General features: G+C 42.8%; 13 protein-coding genes. 2 read left to right on the forward strand and 11 right to left on the reverse strand.

Annotated features, from left to right (window positions below; all coding sequences use genetic code 11):
• The first annotated feature begins 57 nt into the window (after positions 1 to 57).
• A complete protein-coding gene (locus MKZ05_RS17445; protein WP_003214732.1) occupies positions 58 to 285 on the forward strand; it encodes a hypothetical protein in 228 nt (75 codons plus the stop codon).
• Positions 286 to 300: 15 nt separating this feature from the next.
• Here MKZ05_RS17445 and MKZ05_RS17450 read toward each other — a convergent pair whose 3' ends face one another.
• From MKZ05_RS17450 to MKZ05_RS17460, 3 genes are all read right to left on the reverse strand, one after another.
• Entirely contained in the window at positions 301 to 1,302 is a 1,002-nt protein-coding gene (locus tag MKZ05_RS17450) for an LLM class flavin-dependent oxidoreductase (protein WP_339160686.1), read from the reverse strand.
• A gap of 56 nt (positions 1,303 to 1,358) precedes the next feature.
• Complete coding sequence (gene nfsA / locus MKZ05_RS17455; RefSeq protein WP_335355892.1) at positions 1,359 to 2,108, reverse strand: oxygen-insensitive NADPH nitroreductase; 750 nt, start codon at positions 2,106 to 2,108, stop codon at positions 1,359 to 1,361.
• Positions 2,109 to 2,218: 110 nt separating this feature from the next.
• Complete coding sequence (locus MKZ05_RS17460; protein WP_106066982.1) at positions 2,219 to 3,430, reverse strand: FtsW/RodA/SpoVE family cell cycle protein; 1,212 nt, start codon at positions 3,428 to 3,430, stop codon at positions 2,219 to 2,221.
• Between the two features lie 476 nt (positions 3,431 to 3,906).
• Between MKZ05_RS17460 and MKZ05_RS17465 the strand changes: the two genes are divergently transcribed.
• Positions 3,907 to 4,173, forward strand: coding sequence for a spore morphogenesis/germination protein YwcE (locus tag MKZ05_RS17465; RefSeq protein WP_003215279.1), 267 nt, complete (start codon positions 3,907 to 3,909; stop codon positions 4,171 to 4,173).
• Between the two features lie 77 nt (positions 4,174 to 4,250).
• Here MKZ05_RS17465 and qoxD read toward each other — a convergent pair whose 3' ends face one another.
• The 8 genes from qoxD to MKZ05_RS17505 form a co-directional block, all read right to left on the reverse strand.
• The gene (qoxD, locus tag MKZ05_RS17470) at positions 4,251 to 4,631 is read right to left on the reverse strand and encodes a cytochrome aa3 quinol oxidase subunit IV (protein WP_003215204.1); all 381 of its coding nucleotides are present in this window, start codon (positions 4,629 to 4,631) and stop codon (positions 4,251 to 4,253) included.
• Between the two features lies 1 nt (position 4,632).
• On the reverse strand, positions 4,633 to 5,250 hold the full coding sequence (gene qoxC / locus MKZ05_RS17475; RefSeq protein WP_003214975.1) for a cytochrome aa3 quinol oxidase subunit III: 618 nt from the start codon (positions 5,248 to 5,250) through the stop codon (positions 4,633 to 4,635).
• On the reverse strand, positions 5,250 to 7,208 hold the full coding sequence (qoxB, locus tag MKZ05_RS17480; protein ID WP_003215069.1) for a cytochrome aa3 quinol oxidase subunit I: 1,959 nt from the start codon (positions 7,206 to 7,208) through the stop codon (positions 5,250 to 5,252). Before qoxB ends, qoxC begins: the two co-directional genes overlap by 1 nt.
• Positions 7,209 to 7,235: 27 nt before the next feature.
• Positions 7,236 to 8,192, reverse strand: coding sequence for a cytochrome aa3 quinol oxidase subunit II (qoxA, locus tag MKZ05_RS17485; RefSeq protein ID WP_095117964.1), 957 nt, complete (start codon positions 8,190 to 8,192; stop codon positions 7,236 to 7,238).
• Positions 8,193 to 8,708: 516 nt separating this feature from the next.
• The gene (locus tag MKZ05_RS17490) at positions 8,709 to 9,791 is read right to left on the reverse strand and encodes an aminopeptidase P family protein (RefSeq protein ID WP_339160692.1); all 1,083 of its coding nucleotides are present in this window, start codon (positions 9,789 to 9,791) and stop codon (positions 8,709 to 8,711) included.
• Between the two features lie 4 nt (positions 9,792 to 9,795).
• On the reverse strand, positions 9,796 to 11,316 hold the full coding sequence (gene galT, locus MKZ05_RS17495; RefSeq protein WP_339160695.1) for a UDP-glucose--hexose-1-phosphate uridylyltransferase: 1,521 nt from the start codon (positions 11,314 to 11,316) through the stop codon (positions 9,796 to 9,798).
• Between the two features lie 34 nt (positions 11,317 to 11,350).
• Positions 11,351 to 12,343 (reverse strand): UDP-glucose 4-epimerase GalE, encoded by a 993-nt coding sequence (galE, locus tag MKZ05_RS17500; protein ID WP_339160698.1) that lies wholly within the window; start codon positions 12,341 to 12,343, stop codon positions 11,351 to 11,353.
• Positions 12,343 to 13,527 carry a galactokinase gene (locus MKZ05_RS17505; protein WP_137054213.1) on the reverse strand — a complete coding sequence of 395 codons (1,185 nt, stop codon included), beginning with the start codon at positions 13,525 to 13,527 and terminating at the stop codon, positions 12,343 to 12,345. The genes galE and MKZ05_RS17505 overlap by 1 nt, the downstream gene beginning before the upstream one ends.
• Between the last annotated feature and the right edge of the window lie 142 nt (positions 13,528 to 13,669).

Raw genomic sequence — 13,669 nt, forward strand, 5'->3', positions numbered from 1 at the left:
GTATGAGTGGATCGCTCATCAAGGCTTTTCGATCATATATGGAGGAAAGAGAGATTGATGTTGATATTGCTATGGATCGTTTCTTTTTTTATTGCTTTTTTTCTAACGATCACCTTGGTGTATTTTTTCACCCTTTTATATGCGAACCATCCTCGTCCTTTTCATCAAGCATGCGAGCTGACGGTCTATGTGTCCTTCATTTACCCGCTTAGTTTGCTGGTGACAGCCGCGTTTATTTTCATCATGATGCTCCTCTTCCCTATCTACCGGCTGCGTGGACGGTAAACAGACATACATACGTTATGCATCAAAGGCTTCTTTTAATAAACGATAAGATGTGAGCCGGTCTTGCATGCGGTGAGTGATGGTCACGGCGATCACTTCATCTGTACGATAAGCCTTCGTTAGTGCCGTCAGCTGTTTTTTCACAGAAGATGGCGTTCCAACCACCATCCTTTGACGATTGGCAGCCACTCGTTTTTGTTCATATGGACTATAGGAATAAGCCTGTGCCTTTTCATATGAAGGAAAGCCCCCGAGGTTTTGCCCCTGTTCATTGGCAAGTAAGGATAAATCTAAGCTGACTGCCAGTTTTTCTGCCTGTTCCTCTGTTTCAGCACATAAAACGAAGACCGCCAGACTAACGCGCGGCTCATCACCGAATGCTGAAGGTTCGAACCGGTTGATATATTGCTCCACAGAATCTTCTCCGCCTTCGCCATTGATAAATAGAGCAAACGTATAGCCTGCACCTGCTTTCGCCGCAAGTCTTGCACTTCCTCCAGAGGAACCAAGCATCCATACTTCTGGTGCAGTCTCTGTCTTCGGAGAAGCAGTTAAATGAGGCAGTGGATAAAATTCATCTGCTAGGTCGTGTAAATAGACCTTCAGCTCTTCTACCTGCTCAGGATATTGATCACCTAGACGTTTTCGTTCACCATGATGAAGAGCTATGGAGGAAATGGGCATACCACCAGGAGCACGTCCAATCCCAAGATCGATTCTGCCAGGAGCGAGGGCTTCAAGAACCCTGAAGTTCTCTGCTACTTTATAGGCACTGTAGTGGGGCAGCATCACACCGCCTGAGCCAATACGTATGTTTGACGTAACGGCTGATAAATGACCGAGAAGCACCTCTGGACTTGATCCTGCAAGCCGGTTTGAAAAATGATGCTCTGATACCCAAAAACGGTGATAGCCCCACTTCTCTGCCTGCTTTGCCAATTCAACCGTTTGCTTTAAGGCTTCAGCAGGTGTTGCATCTCCAATCAAAGGAGATTGATCCAGTATACTTAATTTCATCTTACTGCACCTCTTACAGAAATCCCCCTCTCTCAATCGAAAGGGGGATTTCTTATTTATTTTCGATTAAAGCCCTTCTCTTTCACAAATTCCCCAAGGAAGGCACGCTTTGGCTGACTAAAGCCGCGAAGCATCTGCTTAGACCAAGTATCGGTTCTCTCTCCGTTTGTTCGTTCTTCATAATATGATGAAATACGGTCATCGTATTCTTTTAAATAACGATCCACATGCGCTTCATCTTGCTGATATGAATTTTCATGATAAATGAGTTCAACTGGCAGTCGTTCCTTTTGTGACGATTGACTCGCTGGATGTCCGACAACCAGACCAAATAACGGCAGCACATATGATGGCGTTTCAAGCAAATCAGAGACTTCTCTCAGTTGATTACGCAGACCGCCTATATAGCAGATCCCAAGTCCCATTGATTCTGCGGCTATACTCATATTTTGCGCAGCGAGCGCCGTATCAATGACGCTAATGAGAAAGGCTTCTGTATTCTCAAGCGCCTCCTGATGATTCTCCCCTGCCTTTTTTGCAATATCATCATGGCGTTTCAAGTCTGCACAGAAGACAAAGAAATGCCCATTCTTCTCAACGTATGGCTGATTCCCAGCCAGTTCAGCAAGCTTGGCCTTCTTCTCCTGATCTGTCACCCCAATAATACTATACGCCTGTACATAGCTTGATGTCGAAGCAGCCTGTGCACTTTTAATAAGTGTCAGCACCTCTTCTTCGGACAAACGCTCGTCTGTAAACGAACGGATGGACCGATGATTTAATATCGTTTCTATCGTTTTGTTCAATTCGAAGACCTCCTTCACTTCTACTATCATAAGGCAAAGCCATATGGCTTTTCAAAAATTAAAACTCGAATGAAAAAAGACAGTCTATGCTTAGACTGCCCTTACCCGTTTTATTTAAATAAATAACTTTGGTATTTCGTTAATTGAACACTTGCATTATAAGCAATCCCGAATCCAATGAGAACAGATAAAACAGAGCTTCCTCCGAAGCTGATAAATAGGAGCGGAATTCCTGTTACAGGCATCACGCCTATGTTCATCCCAATGTTCTGGAACGTATGGATCACAATAAGTGCTGTATATCCCACACAGAAGAATGACGCGAATCGGCTATAAGGATGGATACGGTCAATCAGCACGACAAGCCGGTAGATCAAGAAGAAGAACATGATCACAACAAACGCACAGCCGATAAAGCCAAAGGCTTCTCCTATAATGGAGAAAATCATATCTGTTTGTGCTTCTGGGACATAGACCTTTAAGTTTTTAACCCCATTCCCAAAAATCTGTCCAGCACCAATAGCCATAATGGCCTGGTCTACTTGGTATTTATCAGACCCCGAGGCATCCTGAGTCTGCGCTTGGTTGGCTGACGTTGAACTATCAGGTAGCCAAGCGGTAATCCGGTTAATCTGATACTGCTGAATACCAATTGTTTTCGCAACATCAGGGAAAAGTATGATCACGGCTAACACAGCGGCAACTAAAAGCACAACAACGGAACCGATGAGAGAAATCAGCTTCCAATTGACCCCTGATAAAAACACCATCACAACGACAATAAACATACAGACAGCTGCCGTACCTGCATCCTGTAAGAAAATCAGTCCAACTGGAACAGCTGCCACCCCGGCAATTTTTAATAGAAGGAAGATATCATCTTCTAATGTCCGTTTTCCTCTAGGGCTTGACTTGCCAATAACAGATGCGAGCATCATAATCAAACCAATTTTCATGAACTCTGAGGGCTGAAGTGTTCCAACCCCCGGTATCACAAACCAGCTTTTTGCACCATTTTTAATTGGAGCAAAATCATGACCTCCGATTTGTGCAGGAGCGACTTTCAGAAAGAGTAACAACAGGATGCCGCCTATAAAAATATAGAGACTGAGCTTCTCTAATTGCTCCAAATCAAAGTAATTTATGGCTACGATACATATAACTCCGACCATGTAATAAATAATCTGTCTGGTCCATGCATTAGATCCATACTGCCCAAATTGACCCGCAGCATAAATCGCAATGACACTGATGGCAAAGAAGGCTAAAAATATAAAAATTAAATCCCCTTGATAGTACGGAGATGTATTCTGCTTGTTCATGAACTAACCACCCTTATTACAAAACATAAAAGCCCTTATTTATATTAGATTGAAATTTTCACAAAAGCAACTCACCTTAAATATGACGGAAGATACATCCGAAAGGTTCCAATCATTTTTCAAAAAATGAAATACTTTTCATCCTAATAATAGGAAAAAATTCCTCTATACTCTTTCCATTCAACCGATCACGAGTCCTTTAAAAAGATTATTTTACAGATATTAAGGGGAAAATTCAATGACCTATGTGGCGATATGACAAGCAATTATCAAGTCAGTATAAGTTTTATGGAGAGAAAAGGAAAAAGCTACTTTCTACGGAATAAGGCCCATTTTCCAATTATTGAGTTTACTTCAAAGTCAATTGTGGTATAATACTTGTAACAAAATGTTCACAATATCTCCTAAAAACAGACACAATTGCATCCTGACCTCTCATTTGAATTGAACATCAACTTACAAAGGAGTTGGATACGATGGATATGTTCTTTGCGTACCTATGTATTGCAACGGCTACACCCCTGTTTTTATGGCTTGAAAACAGAAAAATTGCGCTAGCTTCAATTCCACCCATTATGATTATGTGGATTTTCTTTGGTCTTTACATGACAAGCAGTTTATCTCCAGCAGGACATACCTTCATGATCGCATTCTTTGCCATTAACGTCATTTTGGCACATATTGCAGCGTTCCTCATTTATGGACTTCCATTCATTCGCAAAAGATTCAGTAGCACCAGATAAATAACGCACCACTTATTGGAGACGTTATCAACATCATGATAAAAACCACTCACCTTTGAGAGATGAGTGGTTTTTTATTATTTCTCTGAATGCTCCGATTGCTTTGGCGCAGAAGGTGAATAACCGTCTTTGCTGTTCTCTCCGTGGCTGTAGTGAGCCGCAAAGATCCAAACAGATCCGATAACGAAGATAATCGCACAAAACAGACCAAACAATGTATTTCCGACTTGAACAGTTCCGTTCTCGCTTTCTGTCATGTGCATAAACATGAATAGCTGCAAGAACGCTTGAATGAAGGCAAAACCAAAGATAATCCAAAGTTTTGCAGAACTGCCAATTTCAGCTCCAATGGCAATCCAGAATGCTAAGATCGTTAGCACGATGGATAGGATGAAGCCAACTACGTGTTTCCAAGGGAAGTGTTCGTGCTCTGCTGAGGAATTTGTTTTTCCAGCCATATCACAAAAGCCCCCCTAATCCGATCAAGTAAACAGCTGTGAAGATGAAAATCCATACTACATCAAGGAAATGCCAGTATAGACTTGAGATAAAAATCTTCGATGCTGTTTGTGGAGTTAATCCACGTTTTTTAATTTGGAACAAGACCCCGGTAATCCAGAAGATACCGATGGATACGTGTAGTCCGTGAGTTCCTAAGAGTACAAAGAATGCAGACCAATACGCACTTGTATGAATGCTCGCGCCCTCATGTACATAATGGAAGAACTCGAAAATCTCAAAGCCAACGAAGCCTGCACCTAGAAGCAGTGTCAGAATCGTCCAAATGACAACCCCTTTTGTACTTCCACGGCGCATTTCATGAACGGCAATCCCACATGTAAATGAACTAACCAATAGCAGGAATGTCATGATCAATACAAGCTTCATATCAAACAGCTCAGCTGGTAAAACGCCGCCAGCTGTTCTGCCATGAAGAACAAAGTAGGTCGCAAAAAGTGTTGAGAATAACACGATTTCCGCGCCAAGGAATATCCAGAAACCAAGGATGTTTAAACGTCCCGTTTCAGACTGATATTCAAGCGGTGCATTTGCATAGCTGCTATCATTATGTCCCATTACTTCTGCGCCTCCTTATTCTTTTTCTCTGTTTCAATCACTTCTTCAACAGGAATATAGTAGCCATCGTCATATTCAAATGAGCGTAAAATCATTGTTGCGAATACACCGATTAAGCCAATAACGCCAATCCAGTACCATTCAAATACAAGACCGAATGCACCAAGTCCGAAGAATGCAGACATGATAAGCGGTCTGCCTGAATTGTGCGGCATGTGAATTTTCTTGAATTCTTTTTCAGGATGAACGTCTACATTGTTTTGCTTCCAGTGATGGAATGCATCTGGTGTTGTCACTTCTGGAAGTGCTGCAAAGTTATAATGCGGCGGAATTGCAGAAGATGTCGCCCAGTCAAGAGTACGTCCCTCTCCCCAGCTGTCTCCAGACACTTCACGCTTCGCGTGTCTCCAGCTGTAGTAAATGTTGTAGCAAAGGATGATGAATCCGACACCCATCATAAATGCACCAATTGTTGAGATAAAGTTTAGTGCAGTCCAGCCATCTTCTGGTCCATACGTATAAATACGTCTTGGCATTCCTTGCAGTCCTAAGAAGTACTGCGGGAAGAAACAGATGTTAAATCCGATCATGAATACCCAGAAGAACCATTTGCCGATTCTTTCGTTTAACTTGTAACCAAACATTTTTGGATACCAGAAAACAAGACCAGCAAAACAAGCAAAAACAGTACCTGCGATTAATACATAGTGGAAGTGGGATACAAGGAAGTACGTGTTATGGTACTGGTAATCCGCAGCTGCCATCGCAAGCATAACCCCAGTGACACCACCGATAACGAAGTTCGGGATGAAACCAAGTGCCCAAAGCATTGGTGAAGTAAAGCTGATACGGCCTCGATACATCGTAAAGAGCCAGTTAAAGATTTTCACACCTGTTGGTACAGAAATTGCCATTGTTGTAATCGAGAAGAATGAGTTAACCGCTGCACTGTTCCCCATTGTAAAGAAGTGGTGAACCCACACAAGGAAACTAAGCACAGAGATTGCCACAATCGATACAACCATCGCTTTGTAACCAAACAACTGTTTTCTTGAGAACGTCGCAAAGATTTCTGAGAAAATACCGAAAGCCGGCAGGATCACGATATATACCTCAGGATGTCCCCAAATCCAGAAAAGGTTCGCCCAAAGCATTGGCATACCGCCTGCTTCGAGTGTAAAGAATGCAGAACCGAATAAACGATCAAATGTCATAAGTGCTAAAGCAACTGTTAGTACAGGGAATGCGAATACGATGATGACAGACGTGATCAATGTTGTCCATGTAAACATTGGCATACGCATAAGCGTCATACCTTTTGTACGCATTTTTAAAATGGTCACCATGAAGTTAATACCAGTCATAAGTGTACCAATACCTGCAATTTGGAGCCCGAGCAAGTAATAGTTCTGTCCAGGTCCTGGTGAGAAATCATTTCCGGCGAGCGGCATGTAACTCGTCCAGCCTGCACTTGGTGATCCTCCAATGACGAAGGAAATGTTGAACAGCATCGCTCCGACCATAAATGTCCAGAAGCTCAGGTTGTTCAAATAAGGGAATGCAACGTCACGTGCACCAATTTGAAGAGGTACAACGACGTTGATTAAACCAATTAAAAATGGCATCGCCATGAATAGAATCATGATCGTACCATGCGTTGTGAAAATTTCATTATAGTGGTTGGAATCTAAAAACGTATTATTAGGAAGCGCCAGCTGTGCGCGCATCATCAGTCCGTCTACCCCACCGCGGAAGAACATAATCACAGCAGCAAGGATATACATGATCCCAAGCTTTTTATGATCAACTGATGTTAGCCATTCTTTCCAAAGCCATTTCCACTTTTTAAAGTAGGTTAAAACAAACACGATAGCAATGGAAGTAAGAGCGATAGAAATTTGCGCACCAAGAATTAATGGGTCTCCAGTTACAAAAAACTCATCCCATTTCAAATGCATAACGGCCTCCTCCTTTCCTTAGTCAGTTTATTCATTATCTAGTTTTCTTTTATAGTTCTTCACATTCTCGAAAGGATCTGTTTTGGAATGCGGAGAAACTGATTGGTAACCTAAACGTTTGCGTGCTTGGAGTGCGTATTCAGAATCCTCTCCATGCTTCGCAAAGGATAAATGTGTTGATGAGAATGTCTGCACATCTGCAGCATCAGGAAGCATCAAGTAGTCATACGTTTTCTTCGTTAACTTTGGTGCTTCTTTTTTCGTTTTGCTTACCCATTTATCATAGTCAGACTGCTTCATCGCATTGACTTTGAATTTTTGCTGAGCAAAGCCCTCGCCTGTGAAGTTGGCGTTTCTTCCTTCATATGTGCCAACTTGATCAGCTTGAAGATATTGTTCCATCTCCATTCCAGCCATCGCATACTTCTCCCCGCCTAGCTGAGGAATCCATAGTGATGCCATTGTATCAGCAGAAGTGATTTTGAATAAAACCGGCTGATCTTTTGGAATGTTTAAGTAGTTCACTGTCTCAATATTTTCCTCTGGATAGCTAAAGATCCATTTCCAATCAACAGCTGTAGCATAAACGACAAGAGGATCTTTATGGCTTGTTGCTTGAGGTGCCTCTTCCAAAGAGTAAATTGTTTTTACAGTTGGAACTGAAAGGGCAGCAACGATTAATATTGGGATCACTGTCCAGATAACTTCTAGAAGCGTATTCCCGTGTAGTTCTGGATTATAAGAGGCGTTTCCAACGTCCTTACGCTCACGGTATTTTACCAAAATGATGGTAAACAGTACAAATACCGCACCAACGATAAAGAGCATGAATCCGATGGATAAAAGGATTAAGTCTTTTTGTTGTGCTGCGACAGGTCCTTTAGGATCTAAAACAGCGATATTGCTGCAACCTCCTAATAAAAAAACACTCACGAGCATCGCTAATAAAAGCATAGGTTTAATGGCTCTGAACAAGAAGATCACCATCCTTCCTTAGATAATGTATATATTGCTGAATAATTGTGAAAAGCCATCTGCCTTCGAAAACTTTTCTTCCCTTTGTAATGCTATCAAAATCTGTTAGAGTTAGCTTCCCTTTTTTCAAAAGTTCATTTATTTTTCAACAGATTTCTATTAAAATGTCATAAATTCGACATAAATTTATATTATTGCACACACAATAAATTTCTAGGATTTTGAAAAGTTGAGAGTTGAAGGCAAAGGACAAACAATCAAGAACTTTGTCAAATTTAGGTTTACCACAATAAAAAAGTTTGGTCAAATTTCAATTTAACTTAATGAAATTTTATCTAGGTAAACAATTTCAAAATAGGTATCCCCACATTTAACAAAAACCTTACTCATTTTAACGCAAGTTCACAAGAAAAGAAAGTATCGATCCTCTGTGTATACGCTGTAAGAATTGGTAATGATGCTGAATTAGTGGAATCTCGCTAAAGACTTCCAACAAAAAACCGGCTCAGCGCCGGCACTCTGCATTTATTCATCTCTCACTAAGATGTCAGGTCGTCTATAGATCTTCCCTTCATGTTCAATGTCCATGTACGTCCACTTGCCTGTATACGTTAAAAAGCGGTTTCCCTCTTTTTCTACAACAATCGTATCCTCTGATTTCAGTCCAGGCAATGAAGGGTTCCATGTAAACACTTGATGAAGCTGAATTTCTTCCTTCGATGAGGGAACAGCAATGATTTCCCTAGATACAAATCCCGTCTTTCCCCCTTGATGAAGCTTTTTCCAGCTATCAGGGAAGCCCTCTTTTTCGTACTGAGCAATACCTGCTTTCAGAACATCACCTAATGTTTCCCCAGGACGTGTAGCGGCATTCATGACCGTGTCAATTCGTGCTAGCCGCTCTTTGTTCTCTTCAAGCTCCTTCGGAAGCTGACCAAAGTAAACAGACCTTGTAACATTTGCAACGAGCCCGTGCCGCTCCGCGCAGAGAACAACAAGCGCGTGCTTTTGAAGAGCTTTATCTGTTGGAATCGGGTGACGGTATTGATGGATCCGGTCATCCGTTGCCACAAGCAGGACTTCTATCGTCATCCCTTGCGCAATGGCTCTTTGAGCAACAAGCGAAGCAATCTCGTGCTCGGTCTGCCCTGGAACGATTTCTTGACAGACACTTTCTACAATGACCGCTGTTTCATGACAGAGCGTTTCATATTGTCTGAGCTGTGAGGCAGTTAGAATCGAGCGAATATTCGACAAATCCGGTTCGATCCATTCGAATCCATCCATTTGAATGTCCGTCCCAATTCGTTTACCTTTTGTGAGTTCTTGAATGTATGGGGTCTCATCCTCATACCAATCCATTGTGACCACTTGAAACGGATGATCGACGTACGCCATTTCCTCTTCAATGATCCGCTTTTCTTCCATTTGATTCACAATGAGAACGAGGTCGTCTTTTAAGACGAGCAGCTGGCACACGCCCTCTGGCGTATTTAACACAATATGATTCCTTCTTCCGCATGTCAGCCAGGAGAAGTTATTTCGCTTTTGAATCAAAACACCTTCAAGCTGCTTTACTTCCATTAGTTCTCTTACTTGTTCAATCATCTAATCACCTGCCTGTTTGAAGTGTTTGAATGAAACGGTTAAAAGCTATTTTCCCTTGCTCAGTTCTTTTAAACACACCTGCCTGCGAGAGAATTCGAGAAAAAATAAAGCCAATTTCTTTTTGTAAAATGGTTTCGGTATTGTTCTCTGTAAAAGAATTCTCTTCAAGCAGCCGCTTCGCCCAAGCCTCGTGCTTCATGATAGCAGGACGGGCTTTGATTTCTTCAAGTGGATTTTCGGATAGCAAAGCCTCTTTTAATTGGCTTATTTCCTCTGCTAATCTACCAGGAAGCACAGCAAGGCCCATGACTTCAATTAATCCGATATTCTCTTTTTTAATATGGTGGACTTCTTCGTGCGGATGGAAAATGCCGTCCGGGTGCTGCTTGTTTGTACGGTTATTACGAAGCACTAAATCTAATTCATAGTCATCCCCGTGGCGCCTCGCAATAGGTGTAATGGTGTTGTGAGGTGTCTCTCCTGTATGAGCGATGACCCCCACCTCTTCATCTGAATACAGTTTCCACTCCTGTAAGATAAAGTCTGCTGCGTCTGCGAGCGACTGCCGCTCACTGCTTCGAAGGCGGATCACAGACATCGGCCATTTCACAATACCAGCTCGCACACCTGGAAAGGCATTGAGAGAAAAGACCTCTTCCATCTCTGCTTTTGCCATCGGAAATTCATGTGCACCGCCCTGAAAATGGTCATGACTTAATATACTGCCTCCGACAATCGGAAGGTCGGCGTTCGACCCGATGAAATAGTGCGGGTATATAGATATGAAGGAAAGCAGTCGTTCAAAGGTCTTTTTGGTGATGCTCATTGGCTCATGTGTGCCTTTGAACACTATACAGTGCTCGTTGTAATACACATAAGGTGAAAATTGCAGAAACCACGATTCACCTGAGAGTGACACAGGAATAATCCGATGATTCTGTCTCGCTGGATGGTTAATCCGTCCCTCGAACCCAACGTTTTCTTTACAAAGGAGACAAAGAGGATATTGCTTTTGACTGAGCTTCTTGGCTTCAGCGATGGCTTTGGGGTCCTTTTCCGGCTTCGATAGATTAATGGTGATCTCTAGCACACCATCGTCTGTTCGTGTAAACCACTGTACATTTTTGGCGATCCTGCCTGTATGAATGTAGTGTGCATGCTGCTGCATCTCATAGAACCAGCTCGTAGCTGCCTTCGGTCCTCCCTGCTGACGTTTTTCCTCAAACTTCGCATAGATGACACTTGGAGGTGCCACCAAGCAGCCCATGATTTTCGCATCTAGTAAATCACGATACGTATCCGTCCCCTCAGGAATAAGTTCTGTTTCTACTGCCCAATCGAGCATCGGCATTAAGATGTCTTCAAGGTCTTCTTCTCCTGAGACTGTTCTTGCTTCCGCTTCATCGAGTCTGAGCACCTCAAGCAGTCGATTTCTCGTATATTCGATATCTAGTGATGTTATCAGCTCTTTATTGATCCCGTATTGAATCAGCTGTTCCAGCTTTTCAAAAATATCAATCGCCATTCCCTCTGTCCCCTCTCTTGCCTGCCTTTACGTTTTATTCACTTTGGTAGCCATCTGGATGCTTCTGAAACCAATCCCACGCACTCTGAATGATCGTGTGAAGGTCAGCATATTGAGGTGTCCATCCCAATTCTTGCAGTGCTTTTTCAGAAGAAGCAATCAGCTTTGCTGGATCTCCCGCGCGCCTTTTTGCCACTTGTGCAGGGATGGCATGCCCGGTGACTTTTCTGACGGCTTCTACGACCTGCTTCACAGAGAACCCTGTTCCATTCCCTAAATTGTAGGTCGCACTTCCTTTTCCAGCACGCAGCCGGTCAACAGCTAAGATGTGTGCCTCTACTAAATCCATCACATGAATGTAATCTCTAATACACGTGCCATCCTCTGTCTCATAATCATCACCGTAAATCATGATTTGATCCCGTTTTCCTAAAGCAACTTGCAGAATAATTGGAATGAGATGCGTCTCAGGCTGATGATCCTCTCCGACAAGTCCTTCTGTATGGGCACCAGCTACATTAAAGTAGCGAAGTACTACGTGTTCTATTCCATACGCTTGCTCAGACCACTTCAGCATTTTTTCAATGGCTAGTTTCGTTTCTCCATAAGGATTCGTTGGGTTCGTTTCATCCGTTTCATCGATCGGCACCCGCTTCGGTTCACCGTATGCAGCAGCAGTGGAAGAAAAGACGATGTGTTTCACATCAAATTCATTCATGACTTGTAGTAAAGCAGTTGCTCCGCCGACGTTGTTGTTATAGTACTTAAGCGGGTCTGTTACACTCTCCCCAACAAGTGAATCTGCCGCAAAATGCATGACCGCTTCTATTTGATGCGTTTTGAACACCTGTCTTAAAAAGGCGTGATCTCGTAAATCACCCTCCTCTAAGACAGCTCCTTCCAAAACAGCTTCTTTGTGGCCTGTCTGCAAATTATCCACTACCACTACTCGTTCGCCTTTCGCTAAAAGAGCCGCCACCGCATGACTGCCTATGTACCCTGCTCCTCCACAAACTAAAATTGTCATCACACTTCCCCCTTTGTGAGTTCTCTTGCGCCGCCTCCAATTCCAGCTGTGTAAAAAGAGGCTTGAATCCCTGTTTTCTCTTGATATATCGCACCAGTTTCTTCTATAAATGAATCTAGCAGCTCTTCTTTCACGATGCTGATCGTACATCCGCCAAAGCCTGCACCTGTCATACGGGAGCCAATCGTCCCCGGGTGCCGCCAAGCTGCTTCAGCCAGTGCATCTAGTTCAAGTCCTGTTACTTCATAATCATTCTTTAAAGAAAGATGAGAAGCCTTCATGAGCCCACCTAGTTCTTCCATTTTATCATCTTTCAGAAAATTTACTGCTTTCATCGTCCGCTCGTTTTCCGTCACGACATGTCTTGCTCGTTTGCGGCAGACGTCATCTTCAATCAAGTGGGCAACCCTCGCAAATTCATCCGCAGTGAGCTCACATAAGTGGGCAATGTCGTTTTCTTTCTGAAGATCATTTAAAGCGGATTGACACTCTGCCCGGCGCTCATTGTATTTGGAATCAGCCAGTGTCCGTTTTTTGTTTGTATTGGCGATGACAAGCGCAAGTCCCTCTTGCCGAAACGGACTATATTCAAAGGCAAGGGTGTCACAATTGAGCAAAATGGCGTGATCTTCTTTTCCAAGGGCAATCGAAAACTGATCCATGATCCCGCAATTGACACCAATAAATTCATTCTCTGCACGCTGTGAAAGGAGGGCAAGTTGGACATTTGAAACGCTGAATGAATGCCATTCATTGATGAGAACAGCGGTAACAAGCTCAATGGAGGCAGAGGAAGACAGGCCTGCACCATTTGGAATATTGCCACTGTACACAATGTCAAAGCCTTCTTCTATCTTCATTCCTGCTTCTATAAACTGTTTGAACACACCCTTCGGATAATTTGCCCAGCCGTCCGATTCTACGTAAGCGATTTCAAAAAGATTGAATTCTTTCACACCATCGCGATCAAAGTTCAAGGAATACATTCTCACGCGGCCATCTGACCGCTTCGCACAAGCAGCATATGTCCCTAGAGTAAGCGCGCATGGAAATACATGTCCTCCATTGTAATCTGTATGTTCACCAATCAAGTTCACTCTTCCTGGGGCAAAAAAGTAGCGAAGTTCTTCTCTATCTCCAAATTGCTGGTGAAATGCCGCGCGTAACGTATCGATCATATCCATTCCCCTTTTCTCTTCTGATACTTTTTATTTTAGTTGTCCCAGCAGCATCAGTTCAATGGTAAAAAAATCGTTAAAAAATACCCTTTTTTTGCTGTGAATGGTACGATGTGATATGAGGTGTAACATGATTCTAAATAGAAAA

It is taken from the genome of Bacillus sp. FSL M8-0277 (genome assembly GCF_037975305.1).
Lineage (GTDB): Bacteria > Bacillota > Bacilli > Bacillales > Bacillaceae > Bacillus > Bacillus pumilus.